This is a genomic window from Paraburkholderia terricola, from assembly GCF_003330825.1.
GTDB classification, from domain to species: Bacteria; Pseudomonadota; Gammaproteobacteria; order Burkholderiales; family Burkholderiaceae; genus Paraburkholderia; species Paraburkholderia terricola.
The window spans coordinates 381,208-400,816 of sequence record NZ_CP024942.1 but is presented as its reverse complement, the minus strand read 5'-3'; the positions used below and the strand labels follow the sequence as shown (position 1 = coordinate 400,816).

At 61.6% G+C, this 19,609-nt stretch carries 14 protein-coding genes and 3 pseudogenes; 8 read left to right on the top strand and 9 right to left on the bottom strand.

What is annotated here, in order from left to right; all coding sequences use genetic code 11:
- Positions 1-69 precede the first annotated feature (69 nt).
- From istA to istB, 6 genes and pseudogenes are all read left to right on the top strand, one after another.
- Positions 70-828 (top strand): annotated as a pseudogene (istA, locus tag CUJ90_RS20260) (IS21 family transposase); the annotation flags it as partial.
- 100 nt (positions 829-928) lie between these two features.
- The gene (locus CUJ90_RS20255; protein WP_208645277.1) at positions 929-2,170 is read left to right on the top strand and encodes a tyrosine-type recombinase/integrase; all 1,242 of its coding nucleotides are present in this window, start codon (positions 929-931) and stop codon (positions 2,168-2,170) included.
- The gene (locus CUJ90_RS20250) at positions 2,167-3,108 is read left to right on the top strand and encodes a tyrosine-type recombinase/integrase (RefSeq protein ID WP_114163794.1); all 942 of its coding nucleotides are present in this window, start codon (positions 2,167-2,169) and stop codon (positions 3,106-3,108) included. Before CUJ90_RS20255 ends, CUJ90_RS20250 begins: the two co-directional genes overlap by 4 nt.
- Positions 3,101-4,096 carry a tyrosine-type recombinase/integrase gene (locus CUJ90_RS20245; RefSeq protein WP_114163793.1) on the top strand — a complete coding sequence of 332 codons (996 nt, stop codon included), beginning with the start codon at positions 3,101-3,103 and terminating at the stop codon, positions 4,094-4,096. The genes CUJ90_RS20250 and CUJ90_RS20245 overlap by 8 nt, the downstream gene beginning before the upstream one ends.
- A gap of 104 nt (positions 4,097-4,200) precedes the next feature.
- A pseudogene (locus CUJ90_RS20240) lies at positions 4,201-4,984 on the top strand (Mu transposase domain-containing protein); the annotation flags it as partial.
- The gene (gene istB, locus CUJ90_RS20235; RefSeq protein WP_114163792.1) at positions 4,981-5,796 is read left to right on the top strand and encodes an IS21-like element helper ATPase IstB; all 816 of its coding nucleotides are present in this window, start codon (positions 4,981-4,983) and stop codon (positions 5,794-5,796) included. The pseudogene CUJ90_RS20240 and the gene istB, both read left to right, overlap by 4 nt.
- A gap of 370 nt (positions 5,797-6,166) precedes the next feature.
- On the opposite strand, the gene CUJ90_RS20230 is transcribed toward istB, so the two are convergent.
- Positions 6,167-6,439, bottom strand: a complete 273-nt coding sequence (locus CUJ90_RS20230) for a hypothetical protein (protein ID WP_073431601.1) — start codon at positions 6,437-6,439, stop codon at positions 6,167-6,169.
- Positions 6,440-6,983: 544 nt separating this feature from the next.
- Here CUJ90_RS20230 and CUJ90_RS20225 point away from each other — a divergent pair.
- Positions 6,984-7,334 carry a hypothetical protein gene (locus tag CUJ90_RS20225; RefSeq protein ID WP_114163791.1) on the top strand — a complete coding sequence of 117 codons (351 nt, stop codon included), beginning with the start codon at positions 6,984-6,986 and terminating at the stop codon, positions 7,332-7,334.
- A gap of 521 nt (positions 7,335-7,855) precedes the next feature.
- On the opposite strand, the gene CUJ90_RS20220 is transcribed toward CUJ90_RS20225, so the two are convergent.
- From CUJ90_RS20220 to CUJ90_RS20195, 6 genes and pseudogenes are all read right to left on the bottom strand, one after another.
- Positions 7,856-9,226 (bottom strand): MFS transporter, encoded by a 1,371-nt coding sequence (locus tag CUJ90_RS20220; protein WP_114163790.1) that lies wholly within the window; start codon positions 9,224-9,226, stop codon positions 7,856-7,858.
- A 529-nt stretch (positions 9,227-9,755) separates the two neighbouring features.
- Positions 9,756-11,482 (bottom strand): annotated as a pseudogene (locus CUJ90_RS20215) (GMC family oxidoreductase).
- The gene (locus CUJ90_RS20210; RefSeq protein WP_114163789.1) at positions 11,442-12,107 is read right to left on the bottom strand and encodes a gluconate 2-dehydrogenase subunit 3 family protein; all 666 of its coding nucleotides are present in this window, start codon (positions 12,105-12,107) and stop codon (positions 11,442-11,444) included. The pseudogene CUJ90_RS20215 and the gene CUJ90_RS20210 overlap by 41 nt, the downstream one beginning before the upstream one ends.
- Positions 12,104-12,964, bottom strand: coding sequence for a hypothetical protein (locus CUJ90_RS20205; protein ID WP_422879725.1), 861 nt, complete (start codon positions 12,962-12,964; stop codon positions 12,104-12,106). The genes CUJ90_RS20210 and CUJ90_RS20205 overlap by 4 nt, the downstream gene beginning before the upstream one ends.
- A 195-nt stretch (positions 12,965-13,159) precedes the next feature.
- Complete coding sequence (locus tag CUJ90_RS20200) at positions 13,160-14,281, bottom strand: enolase C-terminal domain-like protein (RefSeq protein ID WP_114163787.1); 1,122 nt, start codon at positions 14,279-14,281, stop codon at positions 13,160-13,162.
- 33 nt (positions 14,282-14,314) lie between these two features.
- Positions 14,315-16,168, bottom strand: a complete 1,854-nt coding sequence (locus CUJ90_RS20195; protein WP_114163786.1) for a thiamine pyrophosphate-requiring protein — start codon at positions 16,166-16,168, stop codon at positions 14,315-14,317.
- Positions 16,169-17,177: 1,009 nt separating this feature from the next.
- Between CUJ90_RS20195 and CUJ90_RS20190 the strand changes: the two genes are divergently transcribed.
- The gene (locus tag CUJ90_RS20190; protein ID WP_114163785.1) at positions 17,178-17,495 is read left to right on the top strand and encodes a DUF1840 domain-containing protein; all 318 of its coding nucleotides are present in this window, start codon (positions 17,178-17,180) and stop codon (positions 17,493-17,495) included.
- 1,356 nt (positions 17,496-18,851) lie between these two features.
- Here the strand turns inward: CUJ90_RS20190 and CUJ90_RS20180 are convergent.
- A complete protein-coding gene (locus tag CUJ90_RS20180) occupies positions 18,852-19,286 on the bottom strand; it encodes a universal stress protein (RefSeq protein ID WP_114164665.1) in 435 nt (144 codons plus the stop codon).
- Positions 19,287-19,355: 69 nt separating this feature from the next.
- Positions 19,356-19,541: a hypothetical protein gene (locus tag CUJ90_RS20175; protein WP_114163784.1), complete on the bottom strand. Its 186-nt coding sequence runs from the start codon at positions 19,539-19,541 to the stop codon at positions 19,356-19,358.
- Positions 19,542-19,609: the final 68 nt, after the last annotated feature.

Genomic DNA, 19,609 nt, shown 5'->3' with positions numbered 1-19,609 from the left:
AACTGCCGGCGGCGCCGGATCGGCGAGGCTTAGGATGGCTGACTGAACCTAAATTGAGGCGGTCAGCCCATGTCTGGAAGCCGCATCACCGACCAGCAGGTCCGCCTCTACATGAACCATCGCAAACTCCATCCGCAGAAGCTCGCTGCCGCGAAGTCCGGCATGAGCGAGCGCACGGCGCGGCGTGTCGAACACGAAGCCGGACTACCGTCACAGCAGCCGCGGCGCTACTGGCGCTCGCGCCCAGATCCGTTCGCCGATGTCTGGGAGAGCGAAGTGGTCCCGTTGCTACGCGCTGCGCCAAAGCTGAAGGCGATCACTCTGCTGCGTAAATTGCAGGAGGACCATCCCGAGCGCTTCCCGGACAGCATGCGGCGCACGTTTGAGCGACATGTCAGCCAGTGGCGCGCGCTCGAAGGCCCGAACCAGGAAGTGTTCTTCCCTCAAACATATCAGCCCGGCGCACGAGGCCTGTCAGACTTCACGCACATGGACAAATTGTGCGTAACGATTGGCGGCGTCGCGTTTAGCCACCTGTTGTATCACTTCGTGCTGGCGTTCTCGCGCTGGGAGTACGCCAGCGTGGTCGATGGCGGGGAGAGCTTCCAGGCGCTCGCGACGGGATTGCAGAACGCGCTGTGGCAGGCTGGCGGCTGCCCACGCGAACATCGCTCCGACAGCCTGTCGGCGGCCTTCAGGAACCTGCAGGAAGAGGAAGACTTCACAGTTCGCTATGCGGCGCTACTCGAGCACTACGGGATGGAAGGCACACGCAACAACCGTGGCATGGATCACGAGTATGGCGCGGTAAAAAATATGTCACAGTGGTTCTCAACAACCCCGCATCGTCTATCGCGTTGACGTTTCCACGACGACATAATTTTCAGGCTGATACTGATATTCCACTGATCAATGATGGGGGAATATCATGTTCGAGACTCTCTTTACGCGTCCGCATGTTCTTGCTGCCCACAATCTCGCGCCCTGCGTGGAATCCAGGAAGCGCTTCCTCGTACATTGTCAGGAACAGGGTTATCCGCTCAGGTCGATTCGGAAGATCGCGTGGATCCTGCTGGTTTTTTCACAGAGCATTGATCTGTCCCGCCCGCGGTTAATAACGCACGAGGAAATCGCGTTTGCGGTTGACCATCGGATTCGACTTCTCCGAAGTGAGCGCACGAACGAGTCCCGCAGCTCGCGGCTTCTGTTCATCCATACCGCCACGGCCTGGCTGCGCTTCCTGGGGCGTCTGGAGGAACGGCATCCTATAGAAGAACCATTTGTTCGCTATGTCGAGCACTACGTCGATTTCATGCGCGACCAGCGAGGACTTTCCTCTGCCACTATTTCAACCTGTCGTGATGAGATCGGCCATTTTCTGGCAATGGTCTGTCGCCCTGACAAGGCACTCGATGCTCTCACTATCCACGATGTCGACACCTACCTCGCCTATCAAGGCAACCGCGGCTGGAGCAGACTCTCATTGCACGCGCTTGCGAGCACGCTGCGCAATTTCTTCCGGTACGCAGAAGGACAAGGGTGGGCTACCAACGTTGCGTCGGGCATTGAAGCACCTGTGGTGTATAGAGAGGAGGGGTTGCCGCTCGGGCTGAACTGGGATGACGTGCAAAGGTTTGTCGCCAGCTTTGTCGGCGAGAGCACGATCGATCTACGCAACCGTGCGATGATCATGCTGCTGGTTGTTTACGGACTGAGGCGCGGCGAGGTGGTACGGCTCCGTCTGGAGGACATCGACTGGTGCGGCGAGATCCTTCATGTCAATCGTCCGAAGCAACGCTGCACACAGCAATACCCGCTGGTGGCAACCGTTGGAAACGCCATTCTGCGCTACCTGAAGGAAGCGCGTCCACGAAGCGCCCATCGAGAGCTCTTCCTGTCGGTCGAGGCGCCGATCCGACCGCTGTCACCCGGACGCGTAAGCGGCATTGTCCGCTCGCGTCTCGCGACGCTTGGCATCGACATTCCGCGGCGTGGCGCACATTGCCTGAGGCACGCCAACGCCCGGCATTTACTCGACGCTGGTTTTGCGCTGAAGGAGATCGGTGATCACCTCGGCCATCGCAGCGCGTCGTCGACGAGAATCTATGCAAAGGTCGACCTGACCGGACTGCGGTGTGTGGCCGAAATCGATCTGGGGAGTCTGCTATGAAGCTCTCCGAACTCGTCGCCCAATACGTGAGCCACAAACGGGCGTTGGGCATGCGCTTCAATTCCGAGGCGGCCACGCTTGCCTCATTCTGCCACCGGGTTGATGGCAACATTGATGTGGAATCGGTCACGGTCGAGCAGGTACAGGACTTTCTGACTGGCAACAGGCCGCTGACTAACCATTGCCGGAAGAGAAGGTCTGTACTTGACTGCCTGTTTCGTTTTGCCCTCTCGCGTGGATATGTCAAGGCCTCGCCGCTTCCTCGCTACAGTCCGAGATTGCCGCCACCGCTGACACCCTATATTTATTCGCAGCAGGAATTAAAGCGCCTGCTCGACGTGGCGTCGGCGGCATGCAGTCCACGCGGTCTGCTGGATGCATATGTTTTGCGTGCACTCATTCTGATTCTGTACGGCGGTTGCCTCCGCCATGGCGAAGCCTTGCGGCTAACCATGCAGGACGTCGATCTCGACGAAGCCGTCCTGCACGTGAGCGAGAGCAAATTCTATAGATCGAGGCTGGTTCCGCTAGGCGCAGATCTGAATAGAGCGATGCAAACTTATGCCCGGCTACGCAACCAGAGATTTGGGCAGGCACCGGATGCGCCGTTCTTCTGCTTACGCGATGGTCGCCCCCTGAGCCAGAAAGCTGTGCGCAAGGCCTTTCAGCGACAGCGTACTCTGGCAAATATCCAACGCGAAGGCGGTGCGTCCTGCCAGCCGAGGCTGCATGATTTGCGACACTCAGGCGCAGTGCACCGGCTAATCGCCTGGTATCGCTGCGGCGCGGATTTGCAACTGTTGTTGCCGCAGCTCGCGACCTATCTCGGCCACATCGATCTCGCGGGCACCCAACGCTACCTTACCTTGACGCCCGAGTTGCTGAATGCAGCGAGCACGCGCTTTGAAACGTACGTCCTTGAGGTGCAACATGAATAACTCATCCCTGCTGGGTCCGTGGATCCGACGTTTCCTGATTGAGTATCTGGTGGGCGAACGTAACCTTGCCGTCAATACGCAAAGAAGTTACCGCGACATGCTCATGCTGTTGCTTCCGTATTTGGCCGCCAAGGTCGACAAGCGGATCGATCGCCTGACCGTTGATGATCTCTCCGCGCAAATGGTCCGTCTGTTCCTGACGCACATGGAAGAACAACGCCACTGTACGGTCAGCACACGAAATCAGCGGCTTGGCGGCATCCATGCGCTGGCTCGTTTCATCGGCGAACATGCGCCTGAATACGTCGACTGGTGGGCACAGATTCATCTGATTCCTGTTAAGAGAGCCAGTCGGCCGGAGATCAGCTACCTTAGCAGGCAGGAAATGGACGCCCTGCTCGCTGCCTCTGACGTCAATACAGCGCAGGGGCAGCGCGAACATGCGTTACTGCTCTTCATGTTTAACTCAGGAGCGCGTGCAAGCGAAGCTGCGCAGCTCAAGATTGGCGACGTTGACTGGCACACGCGCTCGGTCAGCATCGTCGGCAAGGGGAACAGACATCGCCGCTGCCCGCTCTGGAAATCCACGCTCGATGCGTTGCGCTCACAGTCCGAGGGGAGGGCCGCAGACGCGCCGGTGTTCCTCAATCGATTCCACCAGACGATGACGCGCTCCGGCATTCATGCATTGGTCAAGCGCTGCGCTATCCGTGCTGCAGCCAACGCGCCGTCGCTTGCCGGCAAGAATGTGCACCCACATGTGATTCGGCATACGACCGCCTCGCTACTGCTCCAGGCCGGTGTCGACATCAATACGATACGCGGCTGGCTTGGGCACGTTTCGTTGGAGACGACCAATATCTACGCCGAGATCAATCTGGAAACAAAGGCGCGGGCGCTGGCGACATGCGAAGTGGAAGGCGGTGCCGAAGGACAAAAGCAATGGCGGGATCAGCCCGACCTGATGACCTTCCTCCGCACCTTGTAACCGAATAATATGTGCTGTTCGCTTTCCACAAAGGTACTGCCTTGGCCTAGTTCGTTATCGAGCAGCACATATTTTTTACCGCGCCATACTCACGATTATGGCCTCGAGGCCATAATCACGAGAATGGCAGCGTCGAATCCTCGCTATCTGAAGGATCAGGTCGATCAGGCCCTGGAGTTGCGCGGTCACCGAGACTTCGCGGACCGGGCCGCTTACGACGAGTTCGTGCGCGGGGTGGTGATGCGCCGCAACCGGCGTAATGCTGCCGCGTTCCAGATCGAGCGCGAGCACCTGCTGGATTTGCCTGAGCACCGTACCAGCGACTTTGCCGAGGAAGAGGCACGCGTGACACGCTGCGGCACGTTCACCGTGCGGTGTGTCCTGTACAGCGCGCCCTCGCGGCTGATCGGTCATCGCCTGAAGGTACGCCTCTACAGTGACCGGCTCGATTGCTATCTGTCTGGCGCGCTCGTGCACAGCGCGGCGAGAGCCACGCACACGAGCAAGCGGCGCGGTCGCGGCATCGACTACCGGCACTTCATCGATTCGCTCAAACGCAAGCCGCAGGCCTTCAGGGGTCTCGCGTTCCGTGACGATCTGTTTCCGCGTGAAGCCTATCGTCGCACCTGGGAACGACTGGATCAGGCACTGACGCCGCGTAGCGCCTGCAAGGCCATGGTGGGCTTGCTTGAGCTCGCCGGGCACCACGGCGTCGAGGCGCAACTGGCCGAGCGGCTCGATGCATTGCTCGAACTCGGTGAACTGCCCGATCTGATGGCGTTGTTCGATGAGTTCGCGCCGCGCCAGGCCGAGTGTCCAGTGGTTGTCGTCGAGATGCCGTCCGCCGCGCTCTATGACACGTTGCTCGATGAGGAGGTGCTCGCATGAACGCCGCCTACGATTCTGGCCGTATCGCACGTATGCTCAACGAACTACGCCTGCCAACGATCGGCCGGTTGTGGCCGGACTTCGCTGAACGCTCGGACAAGGAAAGCTGGCAGGCGTCCCGGCTACTCGGTGCATTGCTTGAACATGAACTCGCCGAGCGCGCTAAACGAAGAATCGAACGTCATCGTGCCGAGTCGCATCTGGATCCGACCAAGACGCTTGCCACCTTCCACTTCGGTGTTGTGCCTATGGTCTCGAAGGCGCATGTGATGGCGCTGGCCACCGGCGATTCGTGGCTTGAGAAAGGCGCCACGATTCTCCTGTTCGGGCCGCCTGGAGGCGGCAAAAGTCATCTTGGAAGCGCAATCGGACATGCCCTGATCGATGCCGGGTATCGCGTGTTGTTCACCCGGACCGGTGAAATCGTGCAGAAGCTCCAGGTAGCACGTCAGAGTCTGCAACTGCCTTCGGCGCTTGCCAAACTCGACCGGTTCGACCTGATCATCCTGGACGATCTGTCGTACGTGAGGAAGGACCAGGCCGAAACAAGCGTGCTGTTCGAACTGATCGCCGAAAGATACGAGCGGAAAAGTCTTCTGATAACCGCCAACCAGCCATTCTCCGGCTGGAATGACGTCTTCCCGGACCCCGGCATGACGGTGGCCGCCATCGACCGGCTCGTCCATCACTCGACGATCTTCGAGCTGAATGTCGAAAGCTATCGGCGCCGCACAGCCAGCGACAAACAGAAAGAGCGCCGCCGTCAATTACCCACTGACAACCCGAACGGAGCGACAACCATGACCCCCTGACACAGCGACAATCACCTCGGCCGAGCGGCCAAGATGTTTGTCGGTAAACCGGACGTCCTGCTTGACGCTATCCAAACGGGCACCTGCCTTGATGATGCCCGGCGCGAGCAGACGAAAGGACGGCTCGATGTTGGTTTCAGGCAAACGTTTGGGCTTGTGTGTCACCTCCGGAGCCGACACCTGAGTGCATGTGACCCAGACCGTTGAAGAAATCGCGGCGCCATACCATGCGGACGTGGAAGTTCGCGCGGTGACCTTCAAACTGTAAAGCGATGAGATGAACGTGACTCATTGGCCAGCCACCTGAGGAGCCCACCTGCCAGGTTGAATCGTGAGGGCGGTGATTCAGCGCAGAGGACTGCGACTGCCCTCAACAGGTGGCGACGGTCGTCTGCGCGAGCGGGTCCCGTGCGGTTGACTTGCGCTCGCTGGCAGTCGGCGGGAACACGCACCAGTTGCCGTCGTCGTGCCTGAAGAAGAACAATGCGCGCGCTCCGGCCGGTGACCGCGCCTCGACGCATACGTAGCGGCGCCCATGCTTCCCGGTGCGACTGAACCTGGTTACGTGTACGACCGTCGTGGTCGTCGGGGCCAGCCACTTTTCGACCTGACAGCGCAGGGACTGCCCGTTCGAGTGTTTCATGCTCCGCTCCATCAGGTTCCCGTTCAGCTAACGGGACGGCTTCTCACCGCTCATCTCCTTAACGCCCCAGACGCCCGCAATGTTGACCCAAGGTTTCAGACTTCTGAAACGGAATATTTCAAGGTAGACGGACCCAGCACTGTTCCCAACATCCAGCGCTGAATCGCGCAAGTTGCCCCAGGCAAAATGAACTCGCGCGCGCTCGGTATCGGTTCAGCGGCGCATGCCGGCTCTTGCGATGCAGCCGGAGGCAAGACTCATCGCGAGTGAGTCGTTCAATTTCGTCCGCGTTCGAAACTTCACGGTCAGATTTGACGTTGCCGTCAAATGCAAAATAACGCCTGTGTAGCGAGCATTTTGAGGGGACAATCTTAAAAAGGCGCGCGATGCCGGCAGACGCATGGCCGCTCGTCGTCGGCCTGTCTAGCCGATGCGCGTCTGAAGAAAAATGTCAGTGTTCTCACCGGCTTTGAGGCTGCGAATCGTTCTGGCGTTGGGGGCACACCGCAAACGGTGAATTCGTTAAGCGGCAGCGAGGCTCGATTTGAAATCATCTCTCATAGTCAAACTCAAGGCTCAGTTGACGGTAGCCCTCATTGCAGGCGCCATCGCACAGACCAGCGCGCTGCTGCTTTCAGTCACTGCCGACCTGAACGCGGGCGCCGTTTCTCCGACCGCGCTGGTTCTGTATGGCGCGGCGGCGGTATTACTTGTCTACGGATGGATTGTTTTCGACGCGCGCAGGGCATTTGGCGCAGCGGTCAGAAAGCGCCATCTGGTTCTGGAGGGTAGCCCGCCCCACATAACCTGGATTTGTCCGACCTTTCCCGGCCGCTGGCTTGCACTCCTGTACGTTCACTTGCATCCAGAACTGGGCGAGTACGACGGAGCCTGACGCGGCCCGGCCAACTGACAGGACCGAGGCTCGCATACCGGGCCAAACCATTCGCTCTGTTCATTCATCTCCTGCGGGCTATCAGCAACCCGACTGACAAGCGTTCCCCAACCAGTCGCAATAATCGGCAGCGCTGGCCAACGCGCTTTTCGTGCTTTCGAGGAACCGGGTTTCCGATACCAGGCCGGCAAAGAACGGAACGATATCAGCGCTGCGATTTCGTTGTCTTGCTCGCGGCGGGCTTGTCCTGTCGTTCTGTTAGCGACTCCTGCAATATTGTCCGTGGTCAAAGGGGCGCGGCCGAAAAGCAAAATGTGTTGGCGTTTCCAGATCGCGCGCGAACGTCCCACCGTTTGCCCCGAACTATCCGACTGCACAACAGCGTGACGGAGGCCGATCTCGCCAGCGTGCATCAGTGCCGTGCTTGCGGGCCGCCGCATCGAGGCCACTACACGGCTGCTGAACCCGCCCTGATCCAGTACCTGGTCGTATTGACGGGCAAGGCGCGGCAAGCCGATCATTCATGCGGCCGGGGTGGTGTGTCCTTTATCGCCCATCGTCCGAGCTTCGTCGTATTCCTGCGAGATGTCCCTGTTTGTGTAATCCCCCAGCCGTGAAGCGGCGATCAGGCTGAGCACCGCGCACGCCAGCACGTAGACTGCGACCGCATAGCCCGAATGGTAGTAAGCGAAGAGCGCGGTCGCAATCAGCGGCGCCGGGCCGCCGGCAATAACGGAAGCCAGCTGGTAGCCCATGGACGCCCCGCTGTAACGCAGCCGCCCGGTGAACGATTCAGCGATCAAAGCGGCCTGGGGACCGTACATCATCGAATGCGGTACCAGCGAGAGCACGATGGCCGTGAAGATCCAGATCGGGTACCTGGTGTCAACCATCGCAAAATAGAGGAAACCGAATGCGCCGACAGCAGCGGCACCGATCATGTACATCCGCCGCCGCCCGATCAGATCCGACACGTGACCAAAGAACGGGATAGTGAAGAATTCCAGCACGGAAGCCACCAGCACCGCCGTCAGCAGCAGGTCGCGCGTCACGCCCAGTGTTGTGACGCCATAGGTGAAGACGAAGGCCGTGAAAATATAAAAAGGTGCCTGTTCGGCCATGCGTGCGAAGGCCGAGAGAAGGATGTCTTTCGGCTGACGGTGCAAGACCTCCAGCATCGGCGTCTTCTCGATCTTGCGGTCGGCCAGGAGCCGCGCAAAGACTGGCGTCTCGAGAATATTCAAGCGGATATAGAGGCCGATCGCGACCAGTACAATACTGAGGAAGAAAGGCACGCGCCAGCCCCATGTGAGGAAACCGCTGCCGGAGATCTGGCTCATCGCGAGCACTGCCAGATTGGCCAGGAACAGGCCGGCCGGCACGCCGAACTGCGGCCAGGAGGCGACAAAGCCTCGATGCGCGTTGGTACGCGCCCATTCCATCGACATCAGGACCGAGCCACCCCATTCCCCGCCTACGCCTACACCCTGGATGAAACGCAGCACCGTCAGCGCGACGGCGCCCCAGATGCCGATCGCCGCATAGGTCGGAACGAAGGCCACGGCAAACGTGGCGAGTCCCATCAGTAACAGCGTCACGATCAGCGTGGCCTTGCGTCCGATGCGATCTCCGTAATGGCCGAAAATGGCCGCGCCAACCGGCCTCGCTATAAAGCCAACGGCATAGATCAGAAAAGCCTGTAGGGTGCCCACGAGGGGATCGGACTCCGGGAAGTACAGCTTCGCGAAAACCAGGCCCGTGACCGTGCTGTAGAGGAAAAAATCGTACCATTCGATCGTGGTACCGATCGTGCTGGCGATGACGGCGCGGCGTAACTGGCGCCGGGCATCCTGATCGGAGAGGGGCACCGCCCCTGATTGCATGGCAGCCATTTGAGACCTCCAAAATGGGCGATGTCCTATTTAGGCCATTTTCGCGATAAGCGGTTCCCCGCAGCCGGCCGGGTTCCGTGACAAAGAACGCGTCACGAATTAGCCTGTTGCGTCTAAAAAAAACGGCGTGAAGCCGGGCCATCGGCGCACCTTCGGGCCGGCAGGCGAGTGCACGGTTTTCTCGATGATCGATTTTGCGGCGCGACTGCAGCACGACCGAACGGCGGCTTGCGGCAGGCGAGCGCACAGTCGATGAATACGTGTGCGCGCGTTTCGCCATACTTCAGCGCTGCACCTTCGGACCCGCAGTGAATCCTCTCCGGAAACCTGACGATTGGCGCAGCGACGCTGTCATCCGAAATGATCGACCAGAAGGCCGTATAGCGGCGTTGCAATCCATTAAAAGCCATTGTGTCGCTTGCCGTAACCCGTACGCTGGTCCGATAGCCGCGGTACGACGGCCGACATGGTCATTCTCCCGTCCGGACGAACGGGGGAACACACAAGGCCATCGGTTATGCCGGAAGCGTCAGACGAAACGGCGGTGCCCGCAGCCGCGAACGAGATGCTGGTCGCCTAGTTCACCACGAGCCGCGAGCGCTGCAATGCGGTCCGCAGTGCGGCACGCAATCGCCTGGATCGTCAGTGATGGATTGACGCCGCCGACGGTCGGAAACACCGAGCCGTCGCAGATCCACAGATTGGTATGTCCCAGCTACGGCAGTCCGCATTGACAACACTGGTCGACGGATCGTCGCCCATGCGCGCCGTGCCGTTCAGATGGCAGGTGTCGTCCATCTCACGCCATATATGCTTGCCGCCGGCCGCCGCGAGCGCCTGTTCCATGAAGTCGAGCGAATGGGCGATGAGCCGCCTGTCGTTGTCGCAGAACGAATAGGTGACATGAGCCACCGGCAATCCGTACCGATCGGTTTCGTCCGCGAGTATGACGCGGTTACGCTCCTGCGGCAGCGTTTCGCCCACGATCTTCAGTCCCGCCTGATGGTTGTAGTGCTGCATCTCATCGGCGAGCGCCGCGCCCCATAGTCCACGGCCGTTCTGCGCCGCCGCCCACTCATTGGGCAAGGGTCCCTGGCTCATGTAGCAGTAACCGCCGAAGAAGTCCTTGCCTTTGTCGGTGTAATTCCAGTGTTCAGTGATGGCAAGTGAGGGGGGCCCCTTATACCAGCGGATTTCTTCGTCGAAGGTGCCGTACACCGCCTGGTTCGACTGCACCATCAGATTCCGGCCCAGCAGGCCCGAACTGTTGGCGAGGCCATGCGGAAACCGGCCGTTCGCCGACATCACCAGCAGCCGCGGCGTTTCGATCGCATAACCGGCCACCACCACGTGCTTCGCGCGCTGAAACTGCCAATGTTCTCCCTCTCCTTCACGCAGATACTCGACGCCCGTGGCGAGCCCGGCTTCGTTGGTGGCGACGCGCCCGACCATCGCCAGATCCCGCACTTCGGCGCCGGCATTCAGCGCGCGAGGTATCCACGTCACGAGGGCGCTCTGCTTCGCATTGGTCGCGCACCCCGAGACGCAAAAGCCGCGGTACACGCACGGGTGCGCCTTGCCGCGCGGCGCGGAGAGCGTGGCGAGCGGCGTCGGGCTCCAGCCGATGCCGAGTGCCTCGGCGCCGCGTGCGAGCACCAGCGCGGCCGCGTTCAGTTCATGTGCCCGGTACGGATAACGCGGCCGCTTCGGTCCCCACGGATAGCTGACCGGTCCTGAAATCTTCAGTGCCTCTTCGACCTGCGCGTAGTAGCGCCACATCTCGCGTCAGTCGAGCGGCCAGTCCGCGCCGTAGCCGAGCAGGCTGCGTGAGCTGAACCACTCGGGACGAAAACGCAGCGAGACCATCGCGAAGTGCACGGTGCTGCCGCCGACCGCCTTGCCACTGTTGTTGCGCCCGAGCCTGAGCGGATTCTCGCCGTCGCAGATGCGCTCGTCGGTCCAGAAGAGTTTTTGCTGATGCGCCTCGTCCGAGGCGAATTCTTCGAGCGGACGCCACCACGCGCCCGCATCGAATGCGACTACCTTGAAGCCGCGTTCCGCGAGACGGCAGGCGAGCGTGCCGCCGCCCGCGCCAGTACCGACAATGGCGAAATCGACTTCCTCGTCGTTTCGGTATTCGCGCATCGGAACCCACCCGCCGGGATTAAACACGTCGGGCGCGCGACCGTTACTGCCGCGCGGACGACGCTGAGCGTCATCGAACACGGCGGTTCTCCTTGCGAACGGTATCCTCATTGCCCGGCTGCGCTTCCACGGCTTCCCATGGATCGCGGCGATCGAGGTACAGGCGCACATATCCGCGTGGATTGGCCGGGCCGCCGAAACCTATTTCGCTCCACGCATGCGGATGGGAGTAATAGAGGCCGCACATATCGTGCAGCACACGCTCGCTGAAGAAGCGTTCCGACGGCATGCCGTGCCACGCCGGATGCCTCAGTTCGCCCCGCTGCATCCGTTCGAGGAGCGCGGTCCGTTCAGGCGGATCGAGGCTCGCGAAGGGCAGTTCACGAGCGGCGCGGCTTTCGGCGTCGAGCGCCGCGAGGCCGGTGCGCCACGCGTCGCGCATCGGCGGCATGCCGGTGTGGCGATAGCCGTCGCACGCATTTGTCGCCAGCTTCCCGTCGAGCATCGCGGCAAGCGGCACCGCCGGCTGCGCGTCTGCCTGCGGCACGATGCAGGCGCCTAGCGCTTGCGCCGCGAGCCATTCAACAGCATTGAAGAAGTGCGGTTCGCGAGGCGTCGCGAGACGTTGGGCGATCACGCGGCGAGTTACTTCGTCCCACGACGGCGTATCGCGTTTATCGAGCACATCGTAGCCGGGATAGCGCGTCGCGCGTGGCCTGTTCTTTACGTGATTCATTTTTCGGTTTCTCTCAAACGTAATGCGGCGAGACCGGCTAGCGCCAGCGCCGAAAAGCTCGGCGGTGCCGATAGCGGCGGGCCCGCGAACAGGTTCTGGCTCCAGTTGCGCCAGCCGCCCTGGCGGCGTGCAATGCCGCGAGCATGGAAAGCAGCGCCGGCGAAGCCAAATGCCGTGGTCAGGCGTAGCCATAGCTGCGTCAGCCAGCGCTCACGCGGCCTGCCGAGCGCCGCGTGAACGAGCAGTACGGCTGCGACGGGCGGCACGCATACGGGCGCATACATCGCGCGATGCTGAAAGGCGCCGCGAAAGTGCAGCAGCGCGGCTTCGCCAGCCGTACCGAGCAATCCGGCGCTCACAAGCAGGGTAAGCGCGCGGCCCGCGGGCATGCCGGATAATTGCGGCTCATGCACGGGTTCGTCGCGAAGCTGTTCGGCCACTGTGCCCAGGGCGCCCGATAGCAGCAGCGCGAGCGGAGCGCCGAGGGGCGCCGCATGAAAGAGGTTGTTCCAGCTGAATCCACCGGGCCGTTTCGTGACGTTGTAGAAGTGAAACGCGGCCCCGGCAACGCCCGTCGCGGCGGCCGTCAGATAGGCCGCATGACGCATGCGATGCATCTGCTGCCGATGATCCCGGCTACCGTGCAGTCCCGCGAGCAGGGCACCGCTGGACGAAACCAGCGGCGCGAACATCGCGGGGTTGGCGAACGAGCCGCGATAGTGTTCCATCGCACTGTCCGCGAGCACCGATAGCGCGAGGAGGGCGCAGCCGCGATTGAACGTGCGGGCGGCTTCAATATGCGTCTGGACGACGGGTGCTCGCGTGAGCGAACCGGCTTCATTGCGCCGTTTCACCATCGGTGCAGGCGCGCCGCTATGATGGGCTCCTTGCATGCTGCCGGCGCCCGTCTTTCCACCGATGCCATCGGTCGATCCATTTGCCTTCGCGCGGGCAGCCAGCGCGGCGACAGCCATCGCGCCGGCTGCGCCGCCCACAAGACCGAAGATACATTGCGAATTCATGGACGCCGGTTCCCTCTTCAATGCGTCGAACTAGCCGACGAGATAGCGCGCGGCGTCGCGCTCCCTGAGCTCGAGTCCGCATCCGGTGCGCGAGAGGTCCGGTGAAATCATGCCGTTGCACGGACGAGGCGCACCATCGAACAGCATCGATTCGATGCGTACGTGGTCGTGGAACCATTCCTGATGACGCAGGCGCGGGACGGCGCATGCGGCATGCAGATGTAGCGCCGGCGCGCAGTGCGCGGAGAGCGGCACATGAAAGGCGCCGCACAGATCGGCTGCCTGCAAGAAGTCGGTCACGCCGCCGCAGCGGGTCAGGTCCGCTTGCAGCACGTCGACTGCGCCTGCGCACAGCAGATGCCGGAAGTCGTCGAGCGTGTAGCCGTATTCTCCCGCCGCGATCTCCATGCCGGCGGGCGCGTGTTCGCGCACGAAGCGCAGGCCGCCGAGGTCGTCCGATAAAACGGGCTCTTCGAACCACGCGACCTGGTGGTCGGCGAACTGCCGGGCGTAGTGCAGCGCCAGTTGCGGCGTGAAGGCGCCGTTGGCATCGACAAAAAGACCGGCATCGCCGATCGCATCGCGAGCGCCTTGCACACGTGCGCGATCTTTGGCAGGGTCGCTGCCGATCTTGATCTTCACCCAGCGGCAACCATCCTGCTCCACCCAGCCGGCGAGCTGCTCGCGCATGCGCTGATCGTCATAGGTCGTGAAGCCGCCGCTGCCATAAACCGGCACGGCCTCGCGCTGCATGCCGAGCAGGGCGGCGAGCGGCACGCCGAGCAGTTTTGCCTTGACGTCCCACAACGCGCAGTCGATTGCTGAAATGGCGGTGGCCGCGATGCCCGCACGTCCGAGATTGCGGACCTGACGCTGCATGCGTTGCGAGATCGCGCGAATGTCGAGCACGTCATGCGTTAGCACGGCTGCACTCAGAGTCCCGCGGATCAGCGCCACGATGCTCGCATCGCTGTAGGTATAGCCGAGACCGGTCTGGCCGCCGGCATTCACTTCCACGGTTATGAGCGTCGTGGCGCTCCACGCAAATGTGCCATCGGCCTCTGGGGCGTCGGTCGGAATGCGATAGGCATTGGCGCGCAACGCGTCAACTCTTGCCTGCCACGTAGGTGAGGGGGAATTTGTAGCCTTCATTGCTTGCGATATCCCATGCGATGTGTCCGTGCGTCAGGTGTTGTGCGGTTTGTCGCGATGCCCCGGCAGCACCGCGCCGAGCACCTGCCTGGCGGTCTCGACAATCACGTTGCCTTGCTCCGGGTCGCCCTTCATCAGCGTCGTGGCGAATGCCTTGGCCTGGGCGAGCGTGACATGCGGCGGCAACGGCGCAATGTTGGGATCGGCCTTCACCTCGATGACGACCGGGCGGTCCGCCGCGAGCGCCTCATCCCAGGCCGCGCCCATCTGTTCGGCGTCGTCGACGTAAATCCCTTTCAGGCCGATCAATTCCGCGAACCGGTGATACGGCACGGAAGGAATGTTCTGCGACGCCTCGAACTTCGGGTCGCCATTCATCACGCGCTGCTCCCACGTCACCTGGTTCAGATCCTCGTTGTTCAGCACCATGCAGATCCAGCGCGGATCGGCCCAGTCTTGCCAGTACTTCGAGACGGTGATCAGTTCGGCCATGTTGTTCATCTGCATCGCGCCGTCGCCCACCAGCGCGATCACGGGCCGCTCGGGAAACGCGAACTTGCCGGCGATCGCATACGGCACGGCCGCGCCCATCGACGCGAGCCCGCCCGAGAGCGAGCACATCATGCCGCGCCGCACCTTCAGGTCGCGCGCATACCAGTTCGCGCAGGAACCGGAATCGCTCGTCACGATCGAGTCGGCGGGAATGCGCTTCGACAACTCCCACACGGTGCGCTGCGGATTGACCGCGTTGTTGCCGGCTTCGTGCGCGCGCCGCTCGAGCGTTCGCCACCAGTCCTCGGTCCAGCCTTCGATCGTCTTGCGCCACGCGCGGTCCTGCTTGTGTTCGAGCAGCGGCAGCAGTGCGCGCAAGGTCTCCACGCTATCGCCCACCAGATTCACTTCCATCGGATAACGCAGGCTCAGCATGTCCGCCTTGATGTCGATCTGCACGCCGCGGGCGGCGCCTTCCTTCGGCAGAAACTCCGAATAGGGGAAGCCGGAGCCGATCATCAGCAGGGTGTCGCATTCCGTCATCAGGTCGTAGCTCGGCTTGGTGCCGAGCAGGCCGATCGCGCCGGTGACCCACGGCAAATCGTCCGGCAGCGCGGCCTTGCCGAGCAACGCCTTGGCGACGCCCGCGCCGAGTTTTTCGGCGACGGCGATGACTTCGTCGGTCGCATGCAGCGCGCCCGCGCCGACGAGAATCGCCACTTTCTTGCCGGCGTTGAGTACGTCGGCCGCCTGCTGAAGATCGTCGGGATAGGGCACGAGTCGCGGCGCGCGAAAGCCCACGCCCGAATGCAGCGTGCCGTGCTTGCGGCCCGGCGCTTCATACGGCAGGTCCTGCAGATCGTTGGGCAGCACGATCGCGGTGACCTTGCGTTCGGCGAGCGCGGTGCGCACCGCGCGATCGACGAGATGGCGGACCTGCGCGGGGACGCTGGCCTGTTCGACGAAAGCGCCCGCGACGTCCTTGAACATCGAGACGAGGTCCAGTTCCTGCTGATAGTGGCCGCCGAGCGCGGCGCGCGCCTGCTGTCCGGCTATCGCGAGCACGGGCATGTGGTCCATTCTGGCGTCGTAGAGACCGGTGATCAGATGCGACGCGCCGGGGCCGGAGGTGGCGATGCAGACCCCGAGTTCGCCGGTGAATTTGGCGTGCGCAGCCGCCATGAACGCGGCCATTTCCTCGTGGCGGACCTGGATGAATTCGATGCCGTGATCCGAATCACCGGTCCTGTCGTTCCTGTCGTGCTTCTGTTTCGATTGAAACCGGTTGAGCGCGCCGAACATGCCGTTGATGCCGTCGCCCGGATAGCCGTAAATCCGGCGCACGCCCCAGGCGTGCAGTCGCTCGACGATGAAGTCGCTGACGGTTTGAGCCATGAATGTCTCTCCTTGGCGAATACGCAAATGAGCCTATCGACTGCCGCAAATTCCGTTCCGTGCGGTGCAGGCATTATGAAAGGGAAGACGGCAGGCCGACAGTGCTCGAACTTCCCTGCCAGTTGCTCGCTCACCACCAAATTGTGGAAAACGCCGGGTACGTGGCCAGGGCGGATCGCCCTGTCAGAACGCGGACAGATCCTGTCTGCCATGTAATTTGCGGCTAGCGGAGGACAGCGTGTCGTCGCCGAAAAACGCCGGAAGTTTTGGACCATGGCTCTGCACTCGCAATGGCTGGCACCGCGAACGGCAGCGGGGCTGAAATACCATTGGCCCTCGGGCGGGGAACGTTTGCTGCCGGGGAAAGACGCGCATTGTCGCCGTCGGCCAAAGCAATTCCAGGTAATGCGCCAAAGCACGGGCTCCGGCGCTCTGGCCGTCGGACAGCGAGCCACCGGGGCAAATCTGGAATACGGCGGAGACGCGGGATTGGAGATTGGACCGGGAGAGTGGCTGGACGGTGTCACATAGGCCGGGACGATACTCTCGGGCAGTCCCCCGCAAAACATCTCATGATGGTTGTATCTCGCCGTGACATGAAAGTCTGCGCCACTGTGCCGTGATGCGGACCGGGTGGCTTACGAAGCTGCCGTTCCTGCGTCCGCCGGCTGATCGGTCAATGTACGGCCGTCTTTGCCTAAATATGTCACATTGTGATATAAAATAAATGCAGGTCTGCAGATGACTTCTGCAGATGACTGATTCGCAGCAGGAGCAATCCGGATGAAATGACTCGCCCAGATTGCACGTGTTTACGGGGCCATGCTCCGCCCGAATGCGCACGACTGATCATCAGGAGAGCGCCCGCTCTCGTCACCGCGGAAGGTCCCCCCGCTGCTCCGGGTGGCATGTCACTCGCGGTGCGAAAAGCGTAGTGCCTCAGGTCGGGAGGACGCTGGCAGAGCGCGTTCCGCCGTAGTTCAATACTGACAGAAGCAAGGAGGCCATCATGCTGGTCACGTTTCAATCCCCCGCTACGCCGGAGGTCGTCATGCTCAGGGATCTCGCCCAGTATCTGCTGGGTCTGGTGGGTAAGCGGCTGGATACGCGTGGGGTCATTCTCCACGACGAACTGCCGCGGGCAATCAGGCGTCTCGAGGCGGCGATTTCGGAGGACGAAAAAGCGGAGATTGTGCTGGAATCGCTGCAGTACTCGCGCGAACGTCGCCAGGAAAGTGGCGGTGGACTGTCGCAGCGGGCCTGGCCGTTTCTCGACATGATGCGTGAAGCCTGCCAGCAGAAGGCCGATATCATCTGGGGGCTGTAGAGGTCCGCCGCAGCAGCATCGATGAACACAGATTGTGAGTTGCACCGCGTACTGAAGGACACAGCGATGGAACGGTGTATTCTGCGGCGCCTGCTTGCAGTGATGCTCGCTACGTCTGGCATCTGCTCGCCGGCGTGGGCGGGCGCGTATCCCGGCATCCCCGCGCATGCTGTCGGCGCGGGGGCCTGCGAAAAGCGCAATGACTGCCAGCCGGGCCGTACCCCAGGGACGGCCTTATCCAGAGAAACTGCTGCTCCTTATTTCGCTGATATCCCGCAGTCGGTGGTCGGCGTGTACGGACATACGACGCTCGATATGCTACTGAGCGGACCATTCATGCTGGTGAAGTGGCCATCTGGCTGCTGTCCCCGAAGCAGACGATGGCGCATGGGCGGCCCGTCCCAAAGCGATGCCGGCGACCGACAGCACGTGATTTTTCTCTGGCCAGCAGTGTAGCCTGTCGGTCGACGGGACGAACGACCGCATGATGCATTGCGCAGCCGCCGACGCTTGCCGCACCGTCGGCCCATGCCTCCGGGCACGGAAGGGAGATAGCCAGCCTGACGTCGCCAGCAGCATCAATGTCCGTTATGCGTGCGGTTCCACCAGTGTCTGCCGGGCACACGCCTGAGAGCCCGTTCACGCGAACTGGAACGGAGGTCCTGGGCGACGACAAAAAGCACCACCATCGCCAGCACGGCGGCGGCAACAACTATCTGTACGAGAAGATCCATCATCATTATCTCCGTCATGGTTGTGCGTTCAGTGCAGAGGTCACGGATCCGAACGCGCCCGCTGCTGCGCTAGTGGTGACTGTCCCGGTGTTCCGTATGCGAATGGTGCGTTGACTCTTCTGTCGGGAAAAGAGCCGACAGGGCGAAGCCGATCGCTGCAAAGACGAACAACACGAGAAAGAACAGCACCCAGTGAAAGTCAGTATTCACAGCGGCCTCCTGTCATCACAGACGTCATGCGGACGCTCACCGGGGCAGGCATTGCGTGCTGACGCGTCGGCGCCTCAGATCCGACAATGCCGTCGAACGTCAGTCAGGCTGCGTATGACTGGGACAGGCGCACGCAAGCGTCGTGTCGATATAGCGCTTCGCCACCGCGGTGGCGATTCTCAGGGCATCTGCGCAGCTGCAACAAACCATCGCTTTGGGTCACACAGAACTTGTCGATGGGACCCGGTGCTATCCTGCCACCGAATGACGGCCACCGGCTGATACATCACGTCAGGTTCCGGGCCATGGCCAGCCACCACATCAAGCTGTGCGCACGCGTGGATGCGGAAACCACTGCAATTATCGTACGGATGTTCGTTCATCGCGTTCGTCCTGATTCACGCGCCCGCCATCAGCCGGCAACCTCGAACAGGACGCCGCACGACACGCGGTCCAGCAGCAACGCATGATTTTTTCCTGTCCACCAGCGCGCAAAAAATCCGTCTGGGTGATGTCCAATGACGATCAGATCGACCTTCAATGAAGCCGCAAGACGGGAAATCTGGTCAACTGCATTTCCTACTGAATAATGTCCCGTTGCAGTCACGCCCCATGCACGCAGACGGTCAATGCCCTCGCGCAGCGTCTCCCTTGCCGCCTGTTCGTCGACCTCGAATTTCATCGACGACACGGTGTCGAATCCGCTTGACCAGTACGTGCAGTCCAGAACGGAGAGCAGGTGCGTTTCCGCTTGCAACTGCTGGGCGAGAGCCGCACCGCAGCGCAACGCGAGCCGTCCCTCAGGCGTGGCGTCGTAGCAGAGCAGGATCCGGTTGAACGGGGCCACGATAGATTCCCTTGACAGCTTCGCGGTGCAGTCCATTCGAACGGGAGGACGGTTTCGCCGCAGAATTGTTCAGGTGAACATTGGTACGGCTTCGATCAGCACGAAGCCGAGCAACGCACCCACTGCTGCACCCAGCAGCTTGGGATGCCAGCGCTGCAACCGCAGCGTGGTGAGCAGATCTCCCACGAGAATGGTGCCGAGAAGCGCAAATGCAATCAACAGATAGCTGATTTCAAAGTCATTATTGATGACCATCTCGCCCCCTACGACACGTGAGCTATGTAACACAGCCCCGAATGAACCCTCTTGCGGCAGCCTTGCAG